Origin of the sequence: Streptomyces sp. NPDC088923 (assembly GCF_044749745.1) — a bacterium.
Taxonomy (GTDB): Bacteria; Actinomycetota; Actinomycetes; order Streptomycetales; family Streptomycetaceae; genus Streptomyces.
Map to the genome: position 1 here is coordinate 70,501 of NZ_JBIVIO010000006.1, position 25,438 is coordinate 95,938.

Annotated in this window: 16 protein-coding genes; 4 read left to right on the forward strand and 12 right to left on the reverse strand. The window is 73.0% G+C overall.

Going from position 1 to position 25,438, the window contains the following annotated elements; genetic code table 11:
- Positions 1-106 precede the first annotated feature (106 nt).
- From ACIP4O_RS22625 to ACIP4O_RS22640, 4 genes are all read right to left on the reverse strand, one after another.
- On the reverse strand, positions 107-1,819 hold the full coding sequence (locus ACIP4O_RS22625) for a glycoside hydrolase family 13 protein (RefSeq protein WP_401576940.1): 1,713 nt from the start codon (positions 1,817-1,819) through the stop codon (positions 107-109).
- A gap of 87 nt (positions 1,820-1,906) precedes the next feature.
- Positions 1,907-2,821, reverse strand: a complete 915-nt coding sequence (locus ACIP4O_RS22630) for a sugar ABC transporter permease (protein WP_401576942.1) — start codon at positions 2,819-2,821, stop codon at positions 1,907-1,909.
- 22 nt (positions 2,822-2,843) lie between these two features.
- Entirely contained in the window at positions 2,844-3,854 is a 1,011-nt protein-coding gene (locus ACIP4O_RS22635; protein WP_361333288.1) for a sugar ABC transporter permease, read from the reverse strand.
- A 98-nt stretch (positions 3,855-3,952) separates the two neighbouring features.
- Positions 3,953-5,230, reverse strand: coding sequence for an extracellular solute-binding protein (locus tag ACIP4O_RS22640; protein ID WP_401576944.1), 1,278 nt, complete (start codon positions 5,228-5,230; stop codon positions 3,953-3,955).
- Between the two features lie 348 nt (positions 5,231-5,578).
- Here ACIP4O_RS22640 and ACIP4O_RS22645 point away from each other — a divergent pair, with 348 nt between their 5' ends.
- The gene (locus tag ACIP4O_RS22645) at positions 5,579-6,682 is read left to right on the forward strand and encodes a LacI family DNA-binding transcriptional regulator (RefSeq protein WP_401576946.1); all 1,104 of its coding nucleotides are present in this window, start codon (positions 5,579-5,581) and stop codon (positions 6,680-6,682) included.
- A 300-nt stretch (positions 6,683-6,982) separates the two neighbouring features.
- Here ACIP4O_RS22645 and ACIP4O_RS22650 read toward each other — a convergent pair whose 3' ends face one another.
- From ACIP4O_RS22650 to glgA, 5 genes are all read right to left on the reverse strand, one after another.
- Positions 6,983-9,997 carry an alpha-mannosidase gene (locus ACIP4O_RS22650; protein WP_401576948.1) on the reverse strand — a complete coding sequence of 1,005 codons (3,015 nt, stop codon included), beginning with the start codon at positions 9,995-9,997 and terminating at the stop codon, positions 6,983-6,985.
- Positions 9,998-10,188: 191 nt separating this feature from the next.
- Positions 10,189-10,362, reverse strand: coding sequence for a hypothetical protein (locus tag ACIP4O_RS22655; RefSeq protein ID WP_203606516.1), 174 nt, complete (start codon positions 10,360-10,362; stop codon positions 10,189-10,191).
- Positions 10,363-10,716: 354 nt separating this feature from the next.
- A complete protein-coding gene (locus ACIP4O_RS22660; protein ID WP_401576950.1) occupies positions 10,717-12,240 on the reverse strand; it encodes an SDR family NAD(P)-dependent oxidoreductase in 1,524 nt (507 codons plus the stop codon).
- A 160-nt stretch (positions 12,241-12,400) separates the two neighbouring features.
- A complete protein-coding gene (locus ACIP4O_RS22665) occupies positions 12,401-13,627 on the reverse strand; it encodes a glucose-1-phosphate adenylyltransferase (protein WP_401576951.1) in 1,227 nt (408 codons plus the stop codon).
- A gap of 173 nt (positions 13,628-13,800) precedes the next feature.
- Positions 13,801-14,973, reverse strand: a complete 1,173-nt coding sequence (gene glgA, locus ACIP4O_RS22670; protein WP_401576952.1) for a glycogen synthase — start codon at positions 14,971-14,973, stop codon at positions 13,801-13,803.
- Between the two features lie 413 nt (positions 14,974-15,386).
- On the opposite strand from glgA, the gene ACIP4O_RS22675 reads away from it, so the two are divergent.
- Entirely contained in the window at positions 15,387-16,271 is an 885-nt protein-coding gene (locus tag ACIP4O_RS22675) for a DMT family transporter (RefSeq protein ID WP_401576953.1), read from the forward strand.
- A gap of 46 nt (positions 16,272-16,317) precedes the next feature.
- On the opposite strand, the gene ACIP4O_RS22680 is transcribed toward ACIP4O_RS22675, so the two are convergent.
- Positions 16,318-17,616, reverse strand: a complete 1,299-nt coding sequence (locus tag ACIP4O_RS22680) for a transglycosylase family protein (RefSeq protein ID WP_401576954.1) — start codon at positions 17,614-17,616, stop codon at positions 16,318-16,320.
- Positions 17,617-17,881: 265 nt separating this feature from the next.
- Between ACIP4O_RS22680 and gndA the strand changes: the two genes are divergently transcribed.
- Entirely contained in the window at positions 17,882-19,321 is a 1,440-nt protein-coding gene (gndA, locus tag ACIP4O_RS22685) for an NADP-dependent phosphogluconate dehydrogenase (protein ID WP_401576955.1), read from the forward strand.
- A gap of 582 nt (positions 19,322-19,903) precedes the next feature.
- Here the strand turns inward: gndA and ACIP4O_RS22690 are convergent.
- Both ACIP4O_RS22690 and ACIP4O_RS22695 read right to left on the reverse strand, forming a co-directional pair.
- Positions 19,904-21,811 (reverse strand): ABC transporter ATP-binding protein, encoded by a 1,908-nt coding sequence (locus ACIP4O_RS22690; protein WP_401576956.1) that lies wholly within the window; start codon positions 21,809-21,811, stop codon positions 19,904-19,906.
- Between the two features lie 104 nt (positions 21,812-21,915).
- Positions 21,916-23,493 carry a glycoside hydrolase family 71 protein gene (locus ACIP4O_RS22695; RefSeq protein ID WP_401576957.1) on the reverse strand — a complete coding sequence of 526 codons (1,578 nt, stop codon included), beginning with the start codon at positions 23,491-23,493 and terminating at the stop codon, positions 21,916-21,918.
- 403 nt (positions 23,494-23,896) lie between these two features.
- Between ACIP4O_RS22695 and ACIP4O_RS22700 the strand changes: the two genes are divergently transcribed.
- Positions 23,897-25,381, forward strand: a complete 1,485-nt coding sequence (locus ACIP4O_RS22700; RefSeq protein WP_401576959.1) for a sugar transferase — start codon at positions 23,897-23,899, stop codon at positions 25,379-25,381.
- Positions 25,382-25,438 lie beyond the last annotated feature (57 nt).

Consider the following 25,438-nt stretch of genomic DNA (forward strand, 5'->3'; position numbering starts at 1 on the left):
GCTTCCTCACGCACCCGGCTCCGGCGCCACGCACCGGATACGCCGGGTGCCGGGCACGTCCTCCCCCGTGGGGCGTGCCCGGCACCCGGCCGGGGGTCCACTCAGCTCAGCCCAGCCACCACACCGTGGTGTCCGGCGTGAGCACCACGTTCCCGTCCGCGCCCGCGACCGGGAGCGTGTCCCCGCTGCTCAGCAAAGCCTCACCGGGGCACGGGACGGTGACCGGGGCGCTTCCCGTGTGGGCGGTCACCACGATGGGCCGCCCGTCCGCCGTCTCCCGGCGCAGCGCGAGCACGCCCTCGGGCGCGTGGAGCCAGGTCACCTCGGTGCCCGCGCCGAGTGCGGGCTGTGCGCGGCGCAGGGCGAGCGCGGCGCGGTAGAACTCCAGCGTGGAGCCCGGGACGCCGGTCTGCGCCTCCACGCTCAGGCCGCCCCAGTCCGCGGGCTGCGGCAGCCAGCTCCCGCCGGGCCCGAACCCGTACGAACTCCCCTCGCGCGTCCAGGGCAGGGGCACCCGGCACCCGTCGCGGAAGCCGTCCTGGCCCGCCGCGCGGAAGTACGAGGGGTCCTGGCGCACCTCGTCGGGGAGGTCCACGACGTCCGGGAGGCCCAGTTCCTCGCCCTGGTAGAGGTACGCGGAGCCGGGCAGCCCGAGCATCAGGAGGGTCGCCGCCCGCGCGCGGCGCAGGCCGAGCGCGCGGTCCCCCGGGGTGCGGAGCTGGGTGCCGAGCCCCGGCGGGTTGCCGAAGCGGGTGGTGTGCCGGGTGACGTCGTGGTTGGAGAGCACCCAGGTGGCGGGGGCTCCGACGGGCCGCATCGCCGCGAGGGTGCGGTCGATGACCTCGCGCAGCGCGGGCGCCGACCAGTCCGTGCTGAGGTACTGGAAGTTGAACGCCTGGTGGAGTTCGTCGGGGCGCACGTAGTGGGCGGTGCGTTCGACGGTGGGGGTCCACGCCTCGGCGACGAAGACGCGGGCGCCGTCGTACTCGTCGAGGACGCGCCGCCACGAGCGGTAGATCTCGTGGACACCGTCCTGGTCGAAGTACGGCGTCGCCCCGTTGCCGAGCAGCTTGACCTGTTCGGCGTCGCCGACGTCGGGCAGCCCGGGCGCCTTCACGAGCCCGTGCGCCACGTCGATGCGGAAACCGTCGACGCCCATGTCGAGCCAGAAGCGCAACACGGAGCGGAACTCGTCGTGCACCGCCGGGTGTTCCCAGTTGAAGTCGGGCTGCTCGGGCGCGAAGAGGTGCAGGTACCACTCGCCGTCGGCACTGCGGGTCCAGGCGGGGCCGCCGAAGACGGACTCCCAGTCGTTCGGCGGGAGTTCACCGTTCTCGCCGCGCCCGGGCCGGAAGTGGTAGCGCTCGCGCAGGGGCGAGCCGGGGCCCTCGGCGAGGGCGCGCTTGAACCACTCGTGCTGGTCGGAGGAGTGGTTGGGCACGAGGTCGACGATGACGCGCAGCCCGAGCGCGTGCGCCTCGCGCAGCAGCCCGTCCGCGTCGTGCAGATCGCCGAACATCGGGTCCACGGCACGGTAGTCGGCGACGTCGTAGCCCGCGTCGGCCTGCGGCGAGGCGTAGAAGGGGCTCAGCCACACGGCGTCGACGCCGAGGTCGCGCAGGTGCGGCAGACGGGCGCGGATACCGGCCAGATCGCCCATGCCGTCGCCGTTCGCGTCGGCGAAACTGCGCGGGTAGACCTGGTAGATGACCGCCTCGCGCCACCAGTCGGCGCCGGGCGCCGGGGCGGCGGGCCCGGCCTGGGCGGGGAGGACAGCGGGGGCGACGGCGGCGCTGGAGTCGGCGTGGTGCTGGCTCATGGGGTCCTTGCTGGTGACGTGTACGTACAGGTGGTGCGTCGTGCGGTACGGGAGCGGGCCGGCCCGGCCCGCGCGGCCCCGGGCGGCTCAGCCCTTCGCCGCGCCCGCCGTGAGCCCCGTGACGAGGTGGCGCTGCACGAGGTAGAAGAAGATCGTGACCGGCACCGCGATGAGCACGGCGGTCGCGGCCATGAGGTTCCACTGGGCGTCGTGCTCGCTGACGAAGGTCTGGAGACCGACGGCGAAGGTGTACTTCTCGTCGTCGAGGAGGAAGGTCGAGGCGAAGGCCACCTCGGCCCAGGCGGTGATGAAGGTGTAGAAGGCGGCGACGGCGAGTCCGGGCCTGGCGAGCGGCAGGATGAGCCGCCAGAAGGTGCCGAAGGGGCTGAGCCCGTCGATGCGCCCGGCCTCGTCGATCTCGAAGGGGATCGTGTCGAAGTAGCCCTTGAGCAGCCAGGCGCTGTACGGGATCGCGGTCGTGCAGTTGAGCAGGATCACCCCGAAGTAGCTGTCGATGAGCCCGAGTTCGGAGAAGATCTCGTACATCGGCACGATGAGCACGGCGATCGGGAACGCCTGCGTGAGCAACAGCACCCACATGAGGGAGCGTTGACCGGGGAAGCGCATGCGCGAGACGGCGTAGCCGGTGGTCGCGGCGAAGGCGACGCCGAGCAGCGTGGTGCCGAGCGAGACGATCAGGGTGGACTGCAACCAGTCCCAGAACTTGGTGTGTTCGAGGACGTAGGAGTAGTTGTCGAAGGTGAGCCGGCCGAAGATGCGGCCGGGGTGGAGGTAGTCGTCCTTCCCGGGCCCGAGCGAGAGGAAGGCGAGCCAGACGACGGGCACGAGCGCGACGAGGCTCGCGAGGACGAGTACGGCGTGGGTGAGGACGGTGGCGAGCGGGCCCCGCTCGCCGCGGCGGCGCACGCGCGCGGGGCGGGCGACGGGACGGGCGGCCGCGGCGACGGGCGCTGCGGGCAGCGTGGTGGACTCGGTGCTCATGGCGTGATTCCTGTCGGCCGGTTCAGAGGGTGGACTGCTCGTTGCGGTTCAGCCACCTGCGGTAGAAGGTGGTGAAGACGACGAGGATCGACAGGAGCAGGACGCCGTACGTGGCCGACTGGGCGAAGTCGCGGGGCTGTTGGCCGAAGCCGAGGCGGTAGGCCCAGGTCACGAGGATCTGCGCGTCGGGGGCGCTGGTGCCGCCGAAGAGCAGGAAGATGATGGCGAACTGGTTGAAGGTCCAGATCACGCCGAGCAGGACGACGGTGGCACTCACCGGGCGCAGGCCCGGCAGGGTGACGTGCCGGAAGCGCTGCCAGGCGCTCGCGCCGTCCATCTCGGCCGCCTCGTAGAGGTTCGCGTCGATGGACTGGAGCCCGCCGAGCAGCGAGACCATCATGAACGGCACACCGCACCACGTGTTGACGAGGATCGCGGCGACGCGCTGCCAGGAGGTGTCCTCCAGCCAGGCCGGCTGCGGCAGGTGCAGGTGGCCCAGGACGGTGTTGACGAGGCCGCCGTCGGCGAGCATGATCCGCCACGAGAAGACGGTGACGAAGGCGGGCACCGCCCAGGGCAGGATGAGCAGCATCCGGTAGACGACCCGGCCGCGGAACTTCTGGTTGAGCAGCAGCGCGAGGCCGAGACCGAGGCAGTAGTGCAGCGCGACGCAGGCGACGGTCCAGCCGACCGTCCACAGGAAGTGCGACCAGAAGCGCTCGTAGGCGGTGGGGCCCCACAGGATGTCGGCGTAGTTGTGCAGGCCGATGAACTCGTAGGTCGCGTCGATGTGGTTGACGCCGATGGTGCGCGCCGAGTTGAGGCTCGTGGCGTCGGTGAGGGTCAGGTAGAAGCCGCGGGCCAGCGGGTACGCGACGAGGACGCCGAGCACGATGACGACCGGGGCGATCATCGCGTACGCGTACCAGTGTCTCTGGCTGCCGCGGCGCAGGCGGCTGAGCGGCCCGGTCCTGCGGCCGGGGGCCCGCTGCTGCCGCGGGGGCGCGGTCTCGGTGTCGACGGCGACGGTCATGGCGGCCCTTCCGGGGCGGGGATGGTGTACGGGGGAAGGCGGCGTGGTGCGGGGGGCGGGGCCGGCCCGTCAGGTGGCCGGCCCCGCCGCCGCGCCGGTCAGCGCTTGTAGTCGGGGAGGAGCTTCTGCATCGCGTCCCCGGCCTTGCGCAGGCCGTCGTCCAGCGATTCCTTGCCGCTCGCGACGCGCGGCAGTTCGGTGTCCATCGGGCCCCACAGGGAGCTGTACTCCGGCAGCGCGGGGCGCGGCTGGGCGGCGTCCAGGACCTGCTGGAAGCCCGCGGTGCCCGGGTCGGCCTTGACGGCTTCGGTGTAGGCGTCCTGGCGGGTGGGCAGGGTGCCGTTCTTGAGCGCGATCTGCTCCTGCGTCTTCGCCGAGGTCATGTACTTGACGAAGGTGAAGGCGGCCTTCTGGTGGGCCTGGTCGGAGCCCGCGTAGACGGACAGGTTGTGGCCGCCGGTCGGGGCGCCGGGCTTGCCGGCCGATCCGGCCGGGACGACGGCGACGCCGAGGTTCTTCCGGTCCTTGAAGGCGCTGCCCTTGTAGTAGTTGGTCAGTTCCCAGGGCCCCTGGATGGTCGCCGCGACCTTGCCGCCCGCGAAGGCGTCCTGGATGTGGGCGTAGCTGTCGGCGGTGATGTCGGCCTTGTGCAGGCCCTTGCCGGAGAAGAGGCCCTGCCACTCCTTGAGCGCCTTGACCGCGGCGGGGCTCTCGATCGTGAGCTTCTTCGCCTTCGCGTCGACCGTGTCGGTGCCCTCGCCGAAGAGGTAGGGCTGCGCGTAGTACCCGGCCGTCGAGCCCCAGTAACCGTCCACGCCCGTCTTGGACTTGACGGTCGCCGCGTCCTTCTTGAGCTGCTCCCACGTGGTGGGCGCGGTCTTGATCCCGGCCTCGGCGAAGAGCTTCTTGTTGTAGACGAGGGCGAGCGTGTCCGTGACGAGCGGGACGCCGTAGGTCTTGCCCTCGTACCGGGCCTGCTGGATCAGGTTGGGCTGGAAGGAGTCCTGCTCGGCGAGCGCGTCCGTGCCGTCGAGCGGCGCGAGGTAGCCCTTCTTCGCGAAGGCGGGCGTCCAGCCGACCTCGGCGCGCAGGATGTCGGGCGCGCCCTTGGCCCCGGCGGCGGTGTCGAACTTGTTCTGCGCCTGGTCGAAGGGCACGTTGACGTACTTGACCTTGATGTCCTTGTGCGACTTCTCGAACTGCTCGACCAGCGCCTTGTAGGTCGGGGCCTCGTTGGTGGCGTTGGAGGTGTCCCACCAGGTGAGGGTGACCGGTCCGCCGCCGGAGGCGCCGTCGTCGCCGTCGTCCCCGCCGCAGGCCGTCGCCGCGAGGGCGAGCGATGCGAGCAGTGCGGTGGCCGCTATGCCACGCCGCATGAGTACTCCTTGAGGGTGTGTGAGCCCGTTCTCGGCGGATGGCCGCCGCCGGCCGCACCATCGCGACGGCCGGGCGAACGAGAAAGTAACAGCGTCGCAGCCGTTGCGAAAGACCTTGCAGCAAGAATCTGCAAGAAACCTTCCCGGCGCCCTGAACGTCAGTTCACCGTCTCCACCTGCGGCATACTCTCCTCGTACCAGCCCGGCACGCACCCGCTTGCAAGGCTTGTGCAAGAATCCTCAGGCCCTTGTCAGTCCGCGCCCGAACGGGAATCATCAGAGGGGCCGTCAGGGACCCGTGACCTGGGCAGGGCTGTACATCGAGGCAGGGCCAGTCGAGGGGACCCCATGACACAGCAGTACGGGCGCAGGCCCGCGGCATCCCGTCGCGCGGGGGCGCGCCCGGAGCCCCAGGGCACGGCCCGTCTCGCTGATCTCGCCGCCCAGGCGGGGGTGAGCGAGGCGACTGTGAGCCGGGTGCTCAACGGCAAGCCGGGCGTAGCCGACGCGACCCGGCAGGAGGTGCTCGCCGCGCTCGACGTGCTCGGCTACGAGCGCCCGGTGCGCCTGCGGCGGCGCAGCGAGGGGCTGGTCGGGCTCATCACGCCCGAGTTGGAGAACCCGATCTTCCCGGCCCTCGCGCAGGTGATCGGGCAGGCCCTGACCCGCCAGGGCTACACCCCGGTCCTCGCGACGCAGACGCCCGGTGGGTCCACGGAGGACGAGCTGACCGAGATGCTCGTGGACCGGGGCGTCGCCGGGATCATCTTCGTCTCGGGGCTGCACGCGGACACCACCGCGGACACGGGACGCTACGAGCGACTGCACGCGCAGGGCGTCCCGTTCGTCCTGGTCGACGGCTACTCCCCCAAGGTCCGCGCCGTCTTCGTCTCCCCGGACGACCGGGCCGCGATGCGCCTCGCGGTCACCCACCTGCGGGCGCTGGGCCACCGCGAGATAGGTCTCGTGCTCGGCCCGGAGCGCTTCGTGCCCGTACAGCGCAAGGTCGAGGGGTTCACGGCGGCGCTGCACGAGGAGTTCGGTCTCGGGGCCGCCGAGGTGCGGAGCCGGTACGTGCGGCACTCGCTGTTCACGCTCGAAGGCGGCCAGGCCGCCGCCACGGCCCTCCTGGAACGCGGCTGCACGGCGCTCGTGTGCGCGAGCGACATGATGGCGCTCGGCGCGATCCGCGCGGCCCGCGCCCGCGGCCTCGCGGTCCCCGAGGAGGTCTCCGTCGTCGGCTTCGACGACTCCCCGCTGATCGCCTTCACCGACCCGCCCCTGACCACGGTCCGCAAGCCGGTCCCCGCGATGGGCCAGGCCGCGGTCCGCGCCCTCCTGGAGGAGATCGGCGGCACCCCGGCCCCACCGAGCGAGTTCGTCTTCATGCCGGAACTGGTGGTCAGGGGCTCAACAGCAGCCGCACCACTCGCCAGCCCCTCCGGCGATTGAGGAGCGGGGTCCGGGGCGGAGCCCCGAAAAGGCCCGCGCCCGACAACTCAGCCGCACTCAGCATCCCGGACCAGCCAAAAACTCAGCCACACTCAGCATCCCGGACCGGCCAAAAACCCAGCCCCTCCGGCGATTGAGGAGCGGGGTCCGGGGCGGAGCCCTGGAAAGGCCCGCGCCCAAAACTCGGCCGCACTCAATATCCCAGGGCGGCCAAAATCAAGCCCCTCCGGCGATTGAGGAGCGGGGCCCGGGGCGGAGCCCCGGAAAAGGCCCCGCCCCGGACACGCCCACCTATTCCACTCAGCCCCGCCGCAGGCGCAGCGTCACCAACTGGAACGGCCGCAAGGCGACCTTCAACTCCCCGTCAACGGCAACCACTTCCGCCGCCCCCTCGGAGAGATCCCGCTCCAGCAGGTCGGTGACCCGCACCTCGGCCACCTCGAACCCAGGCCTGAGCGAAGCGACCCCGCGCCCGCCCCGCGCCTCGTGGAACCGCACCACCACGTCCCCGCTGCCGTCGTCGGCGAGCTTGACCGCCGTGACCACCACGGAGTCCTGCCCCACGGTGACGAGCGGCGCGATCTCCGCCCCCGCACCCCGCACGACACGGCGCGGCAGGTTGACCCGCCACCCCTCGCGGACGGCGTCGTCGATCGTGGCGCCGGCCACGAGACCGTGCCGGAAGCGGTGCACGCCCTGGTCGGTCTCCGGGTCGGGGAAGCGCGGCGCGCGCAGCAGCGAGGCGCGGACCGTGGTGGTGGTCCCGCCGTCCTCGCGCACCGTGCGGCTCACATCGTGCCCGTACGTCGAGTCGTTCACGACGGCGACGCCGAAGCCAGGCTCCTCCAGGTGCACGAAGCGGTGGTTGCACGCCTCGAACTTCGCGGTCTCCCACGTGGTGTTGGTGTGGGTGGGCCGGTGGAAGTGCCCGAACTGGGTCTCGCTCGCGTACCGTTCGGCGTGCAGGTCGAGCGGGAAGGCCAGCTTGAGGAACTTCTCCGTCTCGTGCCAGTCCACCTCGGTGTCGATGTCGAGACGCTCGGCGCCCTCGGCGAGGCTCAGCGTCTGGACGACGCGCGAGTCCCCGAAGGCCCGTACGATCCGCACCCCTTCGGGCGCCGCGCTCAGTTCCTCGACGTCCGTGAGGTCCGTGACGGTGTTGCGGTAGAAGGAGTCGACGTCCCAGGCGTCCCACTGGTTGGGGAAGTCGGTGTGGAGCTGCAGCAGGTTGGCGGCCTGTCCGGGGGCCACGGCCTCGCGGCCCGAGTCGTGGCGCAGCGCGGAGACGACGAGCCCGCGCGCGTCGATCTCGATCCGTACGACCCCGTTGTCGAGGACGAAACCGCCCCCCGTACGCGCGACGGGCACGACCACGGCGGGAGCGGGCGCGGTCCCCGCGGCGCCTGCCGCGATCCCCGCGTCCGCGTGCGGCGCCGAGTTGAAGCGCACCTCGGTGTCGCCCTCGCCCGCGAGCGCCCGCTGCGCGGCGCCGATGATCTCGTTCAGCTCCTCGGCGAGCGCGGCATACGTGCGCTCCGCCTCGCGGTGCACCCAGGCGATCGACGAGCCCGGCAGGATGTCGTGGAACTGGTGGAGCAGCAGCGTCTTCCACAGCCGGTCGAGCCGCTCGTACGGGTACGGGAAGCCCGCGCGCACCGCGGCGGTCGCCGACCACAGCTCGGCCTCGCGCAGCAGGTGCTCGCCACGCCGGTTGCCCTGCTTGGTCCTCGCCTGGCTGGTGAGCGTGGCGCGGTGCAGCTCCAGGTACAGCTCGCCGACCCACACGGGTGGCTCGGGGTACTCGGCCTCGGCCTTCGCGAAGAAGGCGGCCGGGGTCTCCCAGTCGACGCGCGCGGGGCCCTCGGTGTTCTTGAGGCGGGCCGCCTTCGCGACCATCTCGCGGGTGGTGCCGCCGCCGCCGTCACCGAAGCCGGTGGGGGCCAGGGAGCGCGTGGCGCGCCCCTTCTCCTTGAAGTTGCGTGCCGCGTGCCCGAGCTGGCTGCCGAGCATCTCGCAGTTGTAGGAGTCGACGGGCGGGAAGTGCGTGAAGATCCGGGTGCCGTCGATGCCCTCCCAGCGGAAGGTGTGGTGCGGGAAGTCGTTGGTCTTGCTCCAGGAGATCTTCTGGGTGAGGAGGTACTTGGAGCCCGCGGCCTTGATGATCTGCGGGAGCCCGGCGGCGAAGCCGAAGGTGTCGGGGAGCCACGCCTCCTCGTTGTCGATGCCGAACTCGTCGAGGAAGAAGCGCTTGCCGTGGACGAACTGGCGGGCCATCGCCTCCGAGCCGGGCATGTTGGTGTCGGACTCGACCCACATGCCGCCGGCCGGGACGAAGCGTCCGTCGGCGACGGCCTCGACGACCTTGTCCCACACCTCGGGGCGGTGCTCCTTGAGCCAGGCCCACTGCTGGGCCTGGGACATGGCGAAGACGAACTCGGGGGCCTCTTCGAGGAGCGAGACCATGTTGGAGCTGGTGCGGGCGACCTTGCGGACCGTCTCGCGCAGCGGCCACAGCCAGGCGGAGTCGATGTGCGCGTGGCCGACGGCGCTGATCCGGTGCGCCGAGGCCTGGGCCGGTACGGCGAGCGCGGGCGCGAGGAGTGCGCGCGCGGCGGCGGCCGTACCCGCGATGTCCTGGAGGTCGAGGGCGTCGAGCGCGCGGTCGGCCGTGCGCAGGAGCTCCCAGCGGCGGGCGGAGTCGGCCGGGAGTTGCGGCATCATCTCGCCGAGGACTTCGAGGTCCATGACCAGCTGGAAAACGTTGTCGTCGAAAACGGCCAGATCCATCCGGCCGAGGACGTACTGCGGGGCACTGCCCGCCGTCGCGGGGTCGCCCATGTCGGTGGGCGCGAAGGGCCGGTTACCCAGGATGACCGGGTTCGACGCGGCTTCGACGCGGAAGTCGATCTCCTCGCCGCCCCGGGCCGGGTCCCCGACGCGCACGTAGCGGTTGCGCGGGTGGATGCCCTTGACCGGCGTGCCATCGGGGGTGTGCACGAGTCCTTCGCACTGGAAGCCGGGCGTGTGCCGGCTGAAGCCGAGGTCGAGCACGGCCTCGACAGTGCGGCCGGCCCACGCGGCGGGCACGGTGCCGGTGACCTTGAACCAGCTGGTGCCCCAGGGCGGGCCCCAGGGGGTGTTCGGGGTGATGGGTTCGTAGGGGGCCGCCAAGCCCTCCGCGACCGGGACGGGCTCACCGGGAGCCGTCCAGATCGCCACGTCCAGGGGGACCGTCTCGGCGTACACCGCCGGGCGGATGCGTTCTTCCAGCACACGCGCGAGGCGTGCCTCGACCAGGGCCCGGTCGTCATGCATGGGCGAAGCTCCGTAGGAAGGAGAGGTGATCAGGAGTGGCGGCCCGGTCAGTCTAAGTCCGTCCCACCTCGGCGTTCCTGGCCCGGGTGCTCCCTCGGCCACCTCCCCGGCCCCGCTCCCCCGGGGCCGGCGCACGAAGGCCCCCGCCCCGTGGGGGGCGAGGGCCTTCACGGACCGTACGGAAAGGGCGGTCAGTCCACGCTGGGCAGGATGTGCGGCTCGGCGAGATCGTCCTCGTACCCGGCGAGGCGGATGGGCGCCGAGCGGGCCCACACCTCCAGCGAGCCGATCTCCTGGTGACGGCGGCGGGGTGGGGACGTCGTCCCCTGGCTCCGCTGCTCCGTGTGCTTCGTCTCCTGTGTCACCGCGCACTCCTCATGTGTCGGGTAACCCCCGGTACGGCACCGAGCCGCTCCCCGTCACCGGGACCTGGCACCGGGCCGCCGCCGGAATTCGCGTCTGGGGCGGTACGGGCGCGGTGGCGCCGGTGGTTCGTACGGAGCGGGGCGAGGTGCGCCCTTCGTCCGGGGACGGACGTCGGGTGAGGGTGTCCACCCGTGTCTGCTGTCCGTTGCAACAGCCTAACCACATGAGCGCGGGTGCGCTCGATGGCGCGGAAATCGGCACTCCGTGCCGCGGCGCGACCCGCACGATTCAGCCATCCGGATCAGGCCGCACCCGTCCCGTCGGCCTCCCGTGTCACCCGCCGAGGCAGCCGTTCACCAGCGCGAGACGCCGTAGTCCTTGAGGAAGACGCCGTACAGGTCCTCGCCGGCCTCGCCGCGCACGATCGGGTCGTAGACGCGTGCCGCGCCGTCGACGAGGTCGAGCGGGGCGTGGAAACCGGCCTCGGCGAGGCGCATCTTGTCGGGGTGCGGGCGCTCGTCGGTGATCCAGCCGGTGTCGACGGCGGTCATGAGGATGCGGTCCTGCTCGAACATCTCCTGCGCGCTCGTGCGGGTCAGCATGTTGAGCGCGGCCTTCGCCATGTTCGTGTGGGGATGTCCGGCGCCCTTGTAGCCGCGCGCGAAGACGCCCTCCATCGCGGAGACGTTGACGATGTAGGTGCGGTGGGCGCCGCTCGCCGCCATGGCGGGGCGCAGCCTGCTGATGAGGAGGAAGGGCGCGGTGGAGTTGCAGAGCTGCACCTCCAGCAGCTCGACCGGGTCGACGGTCTCGACCGTCTGCACCCAGCTGTTGCTGTCGTGCAGGTCGGGGACGAGTCCCCCGGCGTCGATGGCCGTCCCTGCGGCGATGCGGGCGGGGCTCGCCGAGCCGCTGACGAGGGCGAGGTCGGTGACCTCACGGGCGCTGAGGCTCTCGCCGAGGCGCGGTCCCGGCAGGGCGGCGACGGCGCCGGAACCGAAGGTGCCGATGACCTCGGTGGCGGGGAGTTCGCCGCGCGGCGGCTCGGCGGACTCGGCGGCGAGGAGTTCGCGGTAGGCGCCGGTGGAGCGGCGTACGGTCTGGGCCGCGTTGTTGATGAGGATGTCGAGCGGGCCCGCCCCGCTCACCGAGTCGGCGAGGGCGAGCACCTGGGCGGGGTCGCGCAGGTCGATGCCGACGATCTTGAGGCGGTGCATCCACTCGGCGCTGTCGTCCATCGCCGCGAAGCGGCGCACGGCGTCCTGCGGGAAGCGGGTCGTGATCGTGGTGTGCGCCCCGTCGCGCAGCAGGCGCAGGGCGATGTACATGCCGATCTTGGCCCGGCCGCCGGTGAGCAGGGCGCGCTTGCCGCTGAGGTCGGCACGGGCCTCGCGACGCGCACGGTTCTCCTCGGCGCACTTCGGGCAGAGCTGGTGGTAGAACGCGTCGACCTCGGTGTACCTGGCCTTGCACACGTAGCAGGAGCGAGGCCGCTTGAGTATCCCGGCGACGCGGCCCTCGGAGCGGGAGCTGGGCAGGGTGCCGCGCGTCTCGTCGTCGATGCGCTCGGCGGAGCCGGTCGCGGTGGCCTCGGTGACGGTGCGGTCGTGGGCCGTCTTGGCGGCGCGGCGCTCCTGGCGGCGGCGCTGCTTCACGGTGCGGTAGATACCGGCGGTGGCGCGGCGGACCGTGACGGCGTCGGGGTGGTCGACGTCGAGCTGGTCGAGTTCGGCGAGGACGTCGAGGCAGACGGCGAGCCGTTCGGGGTCGATGCCCGGTCCGAAGGCGGGCGTCCCGTCAAGGTCGCCGGGCAGCTGCCCGGCGGGCTCGGGGGTCGCGGGCGCGGTCTCGTCGCTCGGGAGGGTGGGCACCGTCATCGCTGTTTCCTTGTGGTCCTGAAGGCCGCACGCCACCGGCGTGGCCCCCTGTGCGCTCCGGCGCACCACGGCGCGGGACCGGGGTGGTGGGGAGCGGGGCAGCTCCCGAGGGTACGTGGCACCTCAGCGGCCCGACAAACCGTCGGCCCCGCCCGCGCCCTCAGCCCCGCTCCCCCACCCGCGCCCCCTTCCCCAGCGCGACGACGCCGCCGGGCGAGATGGTGTACAGCTCGGCGTCCCGGTCCGGGTTCACGCCGATCGTGGCGCCCGGCGGCACGTCGATGTTCTTGTCCAGGACGGCCCCGCGCACCACCGCGCCGCGCCCGACCCGCACCCCGTCGTGCAGCACCGAGCCCTGCACGACGGCGCCCGGCTCGATGACGACGCCGGGCGAGAGCACGGAGCCCGTGACCTGGCCGCGGATGACGCACCCCGGGCTCACGACGGACTCGCCGGCGAAGCCGCCCGCGCAGAACTTCGCGGGCGGCAGGGCGTCGTTGTAGGTGTAGACGGGCCACTCGCGGTTGTCGAGGCTGAAGGCAGGGCGGTCCTTGACGAGGTCCATGTGGGCCTCGTAGTAGGCGTCCAGGGTGCCGACGTCGCGCCAGTAGCCGTGCTCGTACGGGGTCTCGCCGGGGACGCGGTTGTCGTCGAAGTCGTAGAGCTGTGCCTCGCCGCGGCCGGTGAGCAGCGGGAGGATCGAGCCGCCCATGTCGTGCGCGGAGGCGGGGTCGGCGGCGTCCTGGTGGAGGGCGTCGACCAGGACCTTCGTGGTGAAGAGGTAGTTGCCCATGGAGGCGTGGACGTGCTCGGGGTCCCCGGGCAGTCCCGGCGGGTCGGCGGGCTTCTCCAGGAAGGAGGTGATGTGCCGGGAGTCGGGGCGCGGGACGATCACGCCGAAGGCGGAGGACTCGGCACGCGGCACCTTCAGCCCCGCGACGGTGACCCCGGCGCCGCCCTCGATGTGGGCCTGGAGCATCTGGCGCGGGTCCATGCGGTAGACGTGATCGGCGCCGAACACGGCGACGTAGTCGGGCTGTTCGTCGTGGACGAGGTTGAGGGACTGGAGGATCGCGTCGGCGCTGCCGAGGTACCAGCGCGGGCCGAGCCGCTGCTGCGCGGGCACGGGCGTCACGTAGTTGCCGAGCAGGCTCGACATGCGCCATGTCGTCGTGACGTGCCGGTCGAGCGAGTGCGATTTGTACTGGGTCAGGACGCAGATCCGCAGGATGTCGGCGTTGACGAGATTGGACAGGACGAAGTCCACGAGCCGGTACGTGCCGCCGAAGGTGACCGCGGGTTTCGCGCGGTCGGCGGTGAGCGGCATGAGCCGCTTGCCCTCGCCGCCCGCCAGGACGATCCCCAGAACCGAAGGTCCGCCGCGCATGACGCCCCCCTCCCGGCGGCTCCGTCGCCGCCGTGCCGTCCCGCCGCCCGGCGGGTGCGATGCCTCGTGTGGTGCGGGTGGTGCTCTCGTGGTGCCGGTGGTGCTCTCGTGGTGCGGGTGGTGCGGGTCCGTGCTCGTGGTGCGTGGTGCGGGTGTACGTGGGGCACGGCTTCTCAGGTGCGGGCCAGGACGTGTTCGTACACCTCGACGGTGCGCCGGGCGACGCGGTCCCAGCCGAAGTCGCGGACGGCGACGCCGCGCCCGGCCGCGCCCATGAGCGCCGCCGTGCGCGCGTCCGTGACGAGACCGCCCAGCGCGCTCGCGAGTCCGTCCTCGAACGCGGCCGGGTCCTCGGGGTCGTACGGGACGAGCAGCCCGGTCTCACCGTCGCGCACCACTTCGGGGATGCCGCCGACGGCCGAGGCGACGACGGCGGTGCCGCAGGCCATCGCCTCCAGGTTGACGATGCCGAGCGGTTCGTAGACCGAGGGACAGACGAAGGCCCGTGCGTGACTGAGCAGTTGGACGATATCGGGGCGCGGCAGCGGTTCGGGTATCCAGTACACCCCGTCCCGCGCGGCGCGCAGTTCGGCGACGAGGGCGCGGAACTCGGCGTCGAGCTCCGGGGTGTCGGGGGCCCCGGCGCAGAGCACGAGCTGAGCGGCGGGATCGAGGGAGCGGGCCGCGCGCAGGAGGTGCGGGACGCCCTTCTGGCGGGTGACCCGGCCGACGAAGAGGACGTAGGGGCGGTCCGGGTCGATACCGAGGCGGTCGAGCGCGGCGGTGCCGGGGCTCGCGCGGTAGAGCTCGGTGTCGATGCCGTTGTGGACGACGTGGACGCGCTCGGGGTCGAGGTCCGGGTAGCAGCCGAGCAGGTCGGCGCGCATGCCGTGCGAGACGGCGATCACGGCGTCGGCGGTCTCGACGGCGGTGCGTTCGGCCCAGGAGGAGAGCGCGTAGCCGCCGCCGAGTTGCTCGGCCTTCCAGGGGCGCAGCGGTTCGAGCGAGTGCGCGGTGAGCACGTGGGGGATGCCGTACTGGAGCTGGGCGAGGCGGCCCGCGAGGGCGGTGTACCAGGTGTGCGAGTGGACGAGGTCGCGGTCCGCGAGGGCGGCGGTCATGCCGAGCCCGGTCGAGAAGGCCCGCAACGCCTCGCCTGCCGCTTCGGGCAGCGGGGCCGCCCGGTGCCGTACGACGCCCGGGCGGGCCTCGGCGCCCGACGCGTCCCAGGCGTGCACGACGAGGTCGGTGAGGCCGCGCAGCTCGCGGGCGAGGAATTCGACGTGGACCCCCGCGCCGCCGTAGACGTGCGGCGGATACTCCCTGGTCAGCAGTCCTACCCGCATACGTCCCCCGTCCGCGTCGTCCCTGACGTCCCTGCGGCACCGTCCATGCTCGCCCACCGGGGCGGGTCGTGGAAGACCGCGTACCCGCGCCGGGCGGGACGTCTCTCGTCCCCCGGATGCCCCCTCACGGCCCGTTCACCCGTGCGGAGGCGGCGCGGAGGCTCCGCGAAGGCCCTGCGGAGCCCGTGCGAGGGGCGGGCCCGTGGGTCGTGCGGGCGTCGTCGTACGGGAGTCGTACGTCCCAGGGGGCGCGCGCCGCCGTCGCGCGCCCTCCCCGCGCCGGACACACCCCCGTGTGTACTCCCACAGCAGTACGTCGATGCGGGTGCCCTGGGATGACGACGGGATGCCGGTCGGCGGGGAAGAGTGAACCGTATGAGTGCCGATCGACCGCCGCAGCGCCGGAGTGCTTCATGAGCGATGTCCCGCTGTCCGTGCTCTTCGCGCTGGTCTCCGCCGTCGCCTACGCGGCCGGGGCCGTCGTCCAGGAACGGGTGGCGGTCCAGCAGGGGCCCGGGGGGTACGCGCCGTGGCGACGGCCCGCGTGGTGGGGCGCGGTGGGGCTCAACGGGCTCGGCGCGCTGCTCCACGTCGGGGCGCTCGCCTTTGGGCCGCTGAGTCTCGTCCAGCCGCTCGGCGCGCTGACCATCGTCTTCGCGTTGCCGATGGCGGCGCTGCTCGTGCGGCAGCGGGCGAGCGCGGCGGCCTGGCGCGGGGCGCTGCTCGCGGCGGCCGGGCTCGCGGGGCTGCTCGCGCTCACCGGGAGCGGCGGCGAGCGGATGCCGCGGGGGCAGGAGCTCGCTGTGCTCGGCCTCGTGACGCTCGGCACGGTGCTGGCGCTGCTGCTCGTGGCGCGCGGGGTGCACCACCACCCGGCGGCGCGCGGCGGTTTCGTCGCGGCGGCGGCCGGGGTGGCCTTCGGGATGGCGTCGGTCTACACGAAGACCGTCACCGACCGCATCGCGCACGAGAGTCCCCTGGAGATGCTGCCGCTGCTCGGCGCGGTGAGCGTGCTCGCGTGCGCCGGGATGCTCCTGTCCCAGGCGAGCTACCGGGGCGCCGGCCTCACGGCCCCCCTCGCGACCCAGACGGTCGTCAACCCGGTGACGGCGGCGGCGGTGGGATTCGCGCTCTTCGGGGAGCACATGCGATTCGGCGTCCTGGGCGAGGCCGGAGCGGCGGCGGCGGGGGCCCTCGCGGCGGTGGGCCTGGTCAGGCTGACGGTGGGCAGGACGGCGGCACCACCGGCCCCCGAGCCGCCCGCGACGGTCACGGAGTCGAGCCCGTCGGGGGTGTGAGGCGGAAGTCCCCGGGGCCGGAGGGGCCGGTCCCGGGGACTCGCGCTCAGATGTGGACGCCTCCCGCGCGCAGATAGGCCAGGGGGTCGATGTCGGAGCCGAAGCCGGGGCCCGTGCGGACCTCGAAGTGCAGGTGCGGCCCCGTCACGTTGCCCGTCGCCCCGGAGCGGGCGATGCGCTGGCCCTCGGCCACGTGCTGCCCCGCGCGGACGTTGAGCGCCGAGAGGTGCGCGTACTGGCTGTAGCGGCCGTCCGCGTGGTGGATGACGACCTGGTAGCCGTACGAGCCGCCCCAGCCGGCCGAGACCACCGTTCCGGCGCCGATCGCCTTGACGGTCGTGCCGGTGGGGACCGGGAAGTCGACGCCCGTGTGGTACCCCTTCGACCAGGAGGAACCCGCCGCCCGGTACTGCGTGCCCGTGCTCGCCGAGACGGGCGCGGTGAGTTTGTGGCCCGTGCTCGCGGCCTTCTTGGGAGCGGCGGCCTTCTCGGTCTTCTTCGGCTCGGTCTTCTTGGGCGCGGCCTTCGGTTCGGTCCTCCTCGGCTCCGCCTTCTTCGGCGCGGCCTTCTTCTCCGGCACCCGCTCGGCCGTACGGGGGCCCGGTTTCCCGGAGAGCGCGAGGTGCTGACCCGGGCGGATCAGGTCGGGGTCGGCGCCCACCGTGCCCCGGTTCAGCGCGTACAGCTGCTCCCAGCCGCCCTCGACCTGCCGCTCGGCCGCGATGCCCGAGAGGCTGTCCCCGGGAACGACGGTGTACAGCTGAGCCGTGCCCGCGCGGGACTGCGGGGTCTTGTCGGGGCCGTGGCTCGCGGGCGGCTTGCGGGTCGTCAACCGCTCGGCCCGGGCCGCGGCCTTCTCCTTCGGCTGGGCCTTGGGAGCCGCCTTCGCAGCCGCCTCGGCCTCCGCCCTGGTCGCCGTCTTCGGCTCCGCCCGCGCGCTCGCCGGCCGCACGGCGGGGGCCGGGCCGCCCCGCGCGAGCCCGGCGCGCGGGCCGCACGTGGGCCAGGCGTTCGGTCCCTGGCTCTTGAGTACCTTCTCGGCGACGACGATCTGCTCGGCGCGCGTCGCCTGGTCGGCGCGCGCGGCGTACGCGCTGCCGCCGAACGCCTTCCACGTGCTGGTGGTGAACTGGAGCCCGCCGTAGAAGCCGTTCCCCGTGTTGATGTCCCAGTCCCCGCCGGACTCGCAGCGGGCGACCTTGTCCCAGGTCTGTTCGGTGGCGGCGGTGGCCCCGCCCGCGGCGACGAGCGGCAGGGCGAGACCCGCACCGCCCGCCGTGACGGTGAGCGAGGCGCGCTGGATGCGGGGCGGCTGGGGACGCCGGTGACGGCCACGTAACGCCATGAGGACTCCCTCGTACGACGGCAGCTCCGCAAAGTTAAGGGGCGCGCACCCTGCGCGACAAGCGGTTCGGGACAAGACGCAGCTCAGGAGGGGCCCCGAAGCGGACGTGCGGCGGGCCGCGAGCGGGCCGCCGCACCGCGGTCGCGACCGGCGGCGCCCCCTTCCCCAGGAGATTCCGGCCCGGCGCGGACATACTTGTGTGCGAATCGGTGTTGTGACGCCTGACACCGGCGGTTACGCCGGGCAGTGACAAGGAGTGACACACATGAGCGCTTCCGCTCAGATCGGTGTGACCGGGCTCGCGGTCATGGGCCGCAACCTGGCCCGCAATTTCGCGCGTCACGGTTACACCGTCGCCCTGCACAACCGCACCGCGGCGAAGACCCGCGCCCTCGTCGAGGAGTTCGGCGACGAGGGCACCTTCGTGCCCACCAAGAGCGCCGAGGAGTTCGTGGCGGCCCTGGAGCGGCCCCGGCGGCTCGTCGTCATGGTCAAGGCGGGCGAGGCGACGGACGCGGTGATCGACGAGTTCGCCCCTCTCCTCGAAGAGGGCGACATGATCGTCGACGGGGGCAACGCCCACTTCGCCGACACCCGCCGCCGCGAGCGCAAGCTGCGCGAGCGGGGCATCCACTTCGTCGGGACCGGCATCTCGGGCGGCGAGGAGGGCGCGCTCAACGGGCCGAGCATCATGCCGGGCGGCTCGAAGGAGTCGTACGAGTCGCTCGGACCGATGCTGGAGAAGATCGCCGCGAAGGCCGAGGACGGCGCGCCCTGCGTGACGCACATCGGCCCGGACGGCGCGGGGCACTTCGTGAAGATGGTGCACAACGGCATCGAGTACGCCGACATGCAGCTCATCGGGGAGGCGTACCAGCTGCTGCGCGACGTCGCCGGGTACTCGCCCGCGCGCATCGCGGACGTCTTCCGCACGTGGAACACGGGCCGCCTCGACTCGTACCTCATCGAGATCACCGCCGAGGTCCTCAAGCACACCGACCCGAAGACGGGGAAGCCCTTCGTGGACGTCGTCGCCGACGCGGCTGAGCAGAAGGGCACGGGGCGCTGGACGGTGCAGATCGCGCTCGACCTCGGCGTGCCCGTCTCGGGGATCGCCGAGGCGGTCTTCGCGCGCGGGCTCTCCGGGCACACCGCGCTGCGCGAGGCGTCCGGGCACCTGAGCGGGCCGACGCCGAAGCCGCTGGAGGAGGCGGAGGCCGCGCGCTTCGCGGACCAGGTGGAGCAGGCGCTCTACGCCTCGAAGATCGTCTCGTACACGCAGGGCTTCCACGAGATCGCGGCGGGCAGCGCCGAGTACGACTGGGACATCGACCTCGGCGCGGTCGCGTCGATCTGGCGCGCCGGGTGCATCATCCGCGCCGCCTTCCTCGACCGCATCACGGCCGCCTACGCCAAGCAGCCCGGGCTGCCGAGCCTGCTCTCGGACCCGGCGTTCGCGAGCGAGGTGGAGGGGGCGCAGGGCGACTGGCGGGACGTCATCCAGACGGCGGTACGGCAGGGCGTCGCGACACCCGGCTTCTCGACGGCCCTCGCGTACTACGACGCCTTGCGCGCCCCCCGGCTCCCGGCGGCGCTGACGCAGGCCCAGCGGGACTACTTCGGGGCGCACACGTACCAGCGCGTCGACCGCGAGGGCACGTTCCACACGCTGTGGGGCGGGGACCGCTCGGAGGTGGAGTCCTGACCGGGGGCTGACCCGGCCGCAGGGGCGCCCATGGCGAAGGGCGGCCGCCCAGGAGGGAGGCCGCCCTTCGCCATGGGCGCCCGGTCGCGGTACGCCCGTCCGGGTCTACACCGGTCCCGGCTGGGGCTCCGGGTCGGGACCCGGGGACGGTGGTACGGGGGACGGGGCCGGGCCGGGGAGCGGGGGTTGCGGCTGGGGGTCGGGGACGCCGGGGCCCGGGCCGGGGACCGGCGTCGGGGACGGCGGTACGGGGTCGGGCGTGGGCGAGGGGCCCGGGCCCGGAGGCGGGGTCGGGCGCGGCGGTTCGGGGTCGGGTACGGGGTCCGGCGGCGTGGGCGTCGGGCCCGGTGTCGGCGCGGGCGGCATGGGATCGGGCGGGCTCGTGAACCCCGGCTCCGTGCCCGGGGCGCTGCCCGCAGCGGTGACGGTCATGACGGGTCTCCTTCCGGCCTGTGGCGACTGCGGCTTTCGGAGTCCTCCCCCGCCTACCCCTCCCCGTCGCGGCCACGCGGCCCGCCTGAGCCGGATGGACCAGCCGCACGCGCCCGCCTCCCGCGCCGGAAGCCGCCACCGCGGGTCCCGTCACCCCACCGGCGCACCGATCTCCCTGGCGGCTCCGCCCACCCCGCTCCCCGCCTCCGTCACCCGCGCCTCGTGCAGTGCCGTGTAGCGGCCACCGCGCGCGAGGAGTTCCTCGTGGGTGCCGCGTTCGGTGATCCGGCCGTCCTCGACGACGAGGATGAGGTCGGCGGCGCGGATCGTGCTCAGGCGGTGGGCGATGACGAGCGCCGTACGGTCCGCGAGGGCTTCGGCGAGCGCCTCGCGCACGGCGGCCTCGGAGGAGTTGTCGAGGTGCGCGGTCGCCTCGTCGAGGATGACGACGCGCTGGCCCGCGAGAAGCAGGCGCGCGAGCGTGAGCCGTTGGCGTTCGCCGCCCGAGAGCCGGTAGCCGCGCTCGCCGACGACGGTGTCGAGACCGTCCGGGAGACGCGCCACGAGGGTCTCGACACGGGCGCGGCGCAGCGCCTCCCACACCTCGGGCTCGCTCGCCGTGGGGCGGGCGATGAGGAGGTTGGCCCGGACCGTGTCGTGGAAGAGGTGGCCGTCCTGCGTGACCATGCCGACGGTGGCGCGCAGCGAGGCGGCGCTCAGGTCGCGTACGTCCACGCCGCCGATCCGCACGGCGCCCGCGTCGGCGTCGTACAGGCGTGGGAGCAGTTGGGCGAGCGTGGATTTCCCCGCACCCGAGGGGCCGACGAGCGCGACGGTCTGCCCGGGCTCGGCGCGGAAGCTGACGCCGTGCAGGACTTCCTCGCCGCCCCCGCCGTCGAGCGTCGCGGCCTCTTCGAGCGAGGCGAGCGAGACGGCGTCGGCGGCCGGGTAGCCGAAGCGGACCTCGTCGAAGGCGATGCCGACGGGGCCCTCGGGGACGTCCTCCGCGCCGGGGCGTTCGCGCACGAGCGGGACGAGGTCGAGGACTTCGAAGACGCGCTCGAAGCTCACGAGCGCGCCCATGATCTCGACGCGGGCCCCGGCGAGCGCGGTGAGCGGGGTGTAGAGGCGCGTGAGGAGGAGGGCGAGCGAGACGACGGTGCCGGTGTCGAGGCTCCCCGCGAGGGCGAGGGAGCCGCCGAGCCCGTAGACGAGGGCGAGCGCGAGGGCGGAGACGAGGGTGAGGAGGGTCAGGAAGACGGTCTGCGTCATCGCGACGCGGACGCCGATGTCGCGCACGCGGGCGGCGCGGGCCGCGAACTCGGCCGACTCGGCGCGCGGGTCCCCGTACAGCTTGACGAGCGTCGCGCCGGGGGCCGAGAACCGCTCCGTCATGCGGGAGCCCATGGCGGCGTTGTGCTCGGCCGCCTCGCGGCTGAGCGCGGCCATGCGGCGGCCCGTGCGGCGCGCGGGGACGACGAAGACGGGCAGGAGGACGAGGGCGAGGAGCGTGATGCGCCACGAGAGGGCGAGCATGACGGCGAGGGTCAGCAGGAGCGTGACGAGATTGGTGGCGATCCCGGAGAGGGTGCTGCTGAAGGCGCGCTGGGCGCCGATGACGTCGTTGTTGAGACGGCTGACGAGCGCTCCGGTGCGGGTGCGCGTGAAGAAGGCGACGGGCAGTTTCTGGACGTGGTCGAAGACGGCGGTGCGCAGGTCGAGGATGAGTCCCTCGCCGATCGTGGCGGAGAGGCGGCGGCCGACGAGGGTGAGCGCCGCCTCGGCGAGCGCGGCGAGCGCGATGAGCCCGGCGAGGGTGACGACGTGGGCGCGGGTGCCGCCCGAGCCGATCGTGTCGACGACGTCGCCCGCGAGGAGGGGCGTGGCGACGGTGAGGAACGCGGCGCCGATGCCGGTGAGCAGGTAGGCGAGCAGCGCGCGGCGACGGGGCCGGGCGAAGGCGGTGATACGGCGCAGGGTCGCGCGGGCGAGGGGGCGGGCGGCCTGTTCCTGGCGGAATGCCTGGAGTTGCGACCAGGCGGTCATGTCGAGGCTCATGCACGGGACGCTAGAAGCTCAAGCAATGTTGAGGTCAAGTGCGCCGGTACGGAGGAGGCGCGCACGTCGGGGCCGGGCGGCGCCCGGCCCCGTACCGGCGTCCCTCACTTCCCCGCCGTCGTCCCCGTCCGTCCCGAGGAAACGCCGTAGTACTGGAGGTCCTGCACCTTCGGCTTCGCCTCGACCGGGTACTGGGTGCGGACCGAGGCCGTACGGGTGCCGTCGCGCCAGATCTCGCCGGTCGCCGTGCCGGTGCGGAGCGGGACGACGAGGGGGTGGACGCCCGTGTTGAGGCGCTCCTCCTTCGTCGCCCCGTCCTGGAGGACGCGGACGGCGGCGGGGGCGCTGAGGAAGGCGAGCGCTTCGACGGTGTCGCGGGCCGGGGCCGAGTTGCCGCGCAGCCGCATCGTCTTGGCGGCGCCCTGGGCGGGCGAGGCGGCGGCGAACTGGGTGCGTGAGGTGACGTACACGGTGTCGCGCACGATCTTCGGCCAGTTGCCGGTCTTGAAGCGGGTCAGGTAGTACGAGGAAAGGTCGAGGTAGGTGTAGCCGTTGTGGAGCGAGGGCGCGAACTGGGTGCCCTCGCTGTAGTCGTTCCAGGTCGTGAGCTGGACCCAGTCGGCGTCCGTGTCGATGGCGGCCTGCCAGCTCGCGCGGAGCGTGCCGGTGTTGCCCGCCTCGTCGTAGACGCCCTGGTTGGGCCGCGCGTCCTGGACGGAGACGGGCTGCATCCACAGCTTGCCGAGGCCCTTGGCGCGCGCGACGTCGGCCGCGGCGCCGTCCTGTGCCGTGTAGCTGCGGTTGCCCCACTCGCTGAAGCCCTCACTGAGCGGCGCGAAGCGGTCGGCGTTGGCGGGGAAGTTCAGGAAGACCGGGAGGAGTGCGGCGTCGGTGCCGTGCTGGGTGCGGAGGGTGTCGAGGACCTGGCGCCACCAGCCGGGGTCCTTCGCCTCGGCCTTGAACGGCGAGACGACGAGGCGTCCGTCGGCGAAGCGCCCGGCGGCGGGCGAGGCGGCGAGTTCGGCGAGGCGGGCGGCGAGCGTGCCGGGGTCGGTTCCGGCGAGGGCGACCATGTCGGGCATGAGGACGACCCGGAACCCGGGGTCGACGGTGTGGGCCGCCGCCATGAGGAGCTTGACGCGGTCCCAGTTGGGCCCGGAGAGCGAGAGGAGGTCGACGGTGAAGCCGTCGAGCCCGGCGTCGCGCGCCGTGCGCACCTCCTGTTCCAGGTTGGCGCGCTGCCAGTCGCCCTCCCCCGGCGCGACGGGGCGCGGGCGGTCGCGCAGCAGGCCGCCGTACGCGGCGTGCTTGCCGCTCTCGCCCTCGGGCCGCAGGTAGTTGCGTGCGTAGTAGTCCGCGCCGGGGGCCTGGTTGTCGAGCGAGAGCGGGTACGGCGTGAAGTAGTGGGCGTAGACCTTCTTGCCGCTCGCGTGCAGGGTCTTGACCGCGGGAAGGTCGAAGGGCAGCGCCTCGGCGGCGGGGCGGACGGCCTTGGGGAGCGGCGAGGCGGCGGCGCTCTGGGGCAGCGGGCGTGCGGCGGCGGCCTGTTGGCCGCCCTCCCTGCCCCCGAGGGCGAGCCCGGTACCCGCGACGAGGCCCAGCAGGGCGAGCCCGAGCAGGACGGCGAGCGGCAGCCGCAGGCGGCGTACCGGCGGGATGCGGCGGTGCGGCGGCAGCGACACGGCTGTCCCCCTCGGTCACGGGCGCCCGCGGTACGGGGCGGCGTCAGCAGTGGTGGTACGGGCGCCAGTAGTACAGCGGATCGCGCGCCATCCCACAACAAGAGGCCGAAAGTCGGCCACTTGTGTCACTTCCATCCAAAGGCGATCAAGCTCGCCCGCCGCACACCCCTTCGCACAGCTCGGGCATACTGGAGCCACTTCGTTCGCTCAACGAACACCCGCGCGAACAGATACCGGAACGCCCTGCCGCCTCCCCCGCAACGTGGGGTTAACCGCGGGTCACCGGATGCGGACTTTCCTGTAAACGGAGGTACACGCGGCCCGATGCGTGGCTTAGTGTTCTCCCTTGCCACACTTGTTCGCCGTTCGGGGATTCGGCCGATGGGTCGTGGTTCGTCAACACGTGCCGGGGGGGTACATGTGGCATGTCCAGTCGCCTGAGACCAGTGCGTCCGCTGTCAGCCGGCTGCCCAGGGGGCTGCCTCCAGGCAGCAAACCGCGCTGGTACCAGCCGGTGGCGCTCTTCGTCGACATCGCCGGTACGGCCGTACCGGTCGCTGTGCTGTTCCGTCACCACGGCCAGCCGCATCCACTGATCAGCGCCGTCGTCGCCGCGCTCGCCTGGCTGCTCGTGCAGGCGTTCCGGCAGCGGTACACGCGCCGCGCGATCGGCGAGTCGCGCGGGGCGCTGCCCGTCCTGCACGACTGGCTGATCCTGCTCGGCGTCCTCGCCTTCGTCTACGTCGCGGCCGATCTCCACCACGGCCAGCTCGTGAGCCTCGGCGCGCTCGTGCCCGCCCTCCTGCTCACGCTCGCCTGCCGCAAGCTGACCTTCCGCCACCTCGCCAAGACCCGCAGGGCCGCGCAGGGCGTCGTGCGGGTGCTCCTGCTCGGCGAGCCCTCGGCCGTGGAATCGGTCGCCGGGCACCTCGCGGGACACACCAACCACCCGTACGTCGTGGTCGGGGTCGTCGCGCTCGGCTCCGCTCCGCTCGACGCGGGCCTGCGGCTCGCGGCGCGGCTGCCCGACGAGGCCGAGACCGCGCCGGGCGCCGACACGACGCTCGTCCTCGCCGCCTCCGCCGAACTCCGCGTGGACCTGGTCCTCGTCGCCGCCGGACGTGTCATGTCCGGGGCACGGCTGCGGCAGCTGTCGTGGGGCCTGCACGACGCCGGCCTCGAACTCGCCGTCGCCCCCGGGCTCGTCGAGGTCGCGCCGAAGCGCGTCGAGACGACCTCGGCCGCCGGGATGGCGCTGCTGCGCATCGCGCCGCCCGTGCGGCGCGGGATGCAGCCGGTGCTCAAGGCGGTCCTGGACCGCGTGCTCGCCGTGCTCGGCATCGCCGTCGTCTCGCCGCTCCTGCTCGGGATCGCGCTCGCCATCAAGCTCACCTCGCGCGGCCCGGTCTTCTACCGCAGTGAGCGCGTCGGGCAGAACGGCGTGCCGTTCATGATGTGGAAGTTCCGCTCGATGAAGGTCGGCGCCGACAAGATGAAGGCCGAGCTCGCGAGCGAGAACGAGAACGACGGAGCCATGTTCAAGATGCGCAAGGACCCCCGCGTCACCCGCGTGGGCCGCCTCCTGCGTCGCACCTCGCTCGACGAACTGCCCCAGCTGCTCAACGTCGTGAGCGGGCAGATGTCCCTCGTCGGGCCGCGCCCGCCGCTGCCCGACGAGGTCGCCACGTACTCGGAGACCGAGCGCCGCCGCCTCGCGGTGCGCCCCGGGATGACGGGGCTCTGGCAGATCAGCGGGCGCTCGGACCTGTCCTGGGACGAGACGGTCGCGCTCGACCTGAGCTACGTCGACAACTGGTCGTTCACGAGCGACGTGGACGTCATGGCCCGTACGCTCCGCGCCGTCGTCGACGGTCGCGGTGCGTACTGACCGGGGGCGGGCCGCCGGGGGTACGGTCCCCGGCGCGCCGCGCCCCGTACGCGCCGT

What these genes read in the sequence shown, in the direction of transcription:
- ACIP4O_RS22675 (WP_401576953.1), top strand. Translation starts at nt 15,387, where the DNA reads ATGAGCGATGTCCCGCTGTCCGTGCTCTTCGCGCTGGTCTCCGCCGTC.
- ACIP4O_RS22635 (WP_361333288.1), bottom strand. Translation starts at nt 3,854, where the DNA reads ATGACCGTCGCCGTCGACACCGAGACCGCGCCCCCGCGGCAGCAGCGG.
- ACIP4O_RS22625 (WP_401576940.1), bottom strand. Translation starts at nt 1,819, where the DNA reads ATGAGCCAGCACCACGCCGACTCCAGCGCCGCCGTCGCCCCCGCTGTC.
- ACIP4O_RS22680 (WP_401576954.1), bottom strand. Translation starts at nt 17,616, where the DNA reads ATGGCGTTACGTGGCCGTCACCGGCGTCCCCAGCCGCCCCGCATCCAG.
- ACIP4O_RS22690 (WP_401576956.1), bottom strand. Translation starts at nt 21,811, where the DNA reads ATGAGCCTCGACATGACCGCCTGGTCGCAACTCCAGGCATTCCGCCAG.
- ACIP4O_RS22645 (WP_401576946.1), top strand. Translation starts at nt 5,579, where the DNA reads ATGACACAGCAGTACGGGCGCAGGCCCGCGGCATCCCGTCGCGCGGGG.
- ACIP4O_RS22660 (WP_401576950.1), bottom strand. Translation starts at nt 12,240, where the DNA reads ATGACGGTGCCCACCCTCCCGAGCGACGAGACCGCGCCCGCGACCCCC.
- glgA (WP_401576952.1), bottom strand. Translation starts at nt 14,973, where the DNA reads ATGCGGGTAGGACTGCTGACCAGGGAGTATCCGCCGCACGTCTACGGC.
- ACIP4O_RS22640 (WP_401576944.1), bottom strand. Translation starts at nt 5,230, where the DNA reads ATGCGGCGTGGCATAGCGGCCACCGCACTGCTCGCATCGCTCGCCCTC.
- ACIP4O_RS22630 (WP_401576942.1), bottom strand. Translation starts at nt 2,821, where the DNA reads ATGAGCACCGAGTCCACCACGCTGCCCGCAGCGCCCGTCGCCGCGGCC.
- ACIP4O_RS22650 (WP_401576948.1), bottom strand. Translation starts at nt 9,997, where the DNA reads ATGCATGACGACCGGGCCCTGGTCGAGGCACGCCTCGCGCGTGTGCTG.
- gndA (WP_401576955.1), top strand. Translation starts at nt 17,882, where the DNA reads ATGAGCGCTTCCGCTCAGATCGGTGTGACCGGGCTCGCGGTCATGGGC.
- ACIP4O_RS22665 (WP_401576951.1), bottom strand. Translation starts at nt 13,627, where the DNA reads ATGCGCGGCGGACCTTCGGTTCTGGGGATCGTCCTGGCGGGCGGCGAG.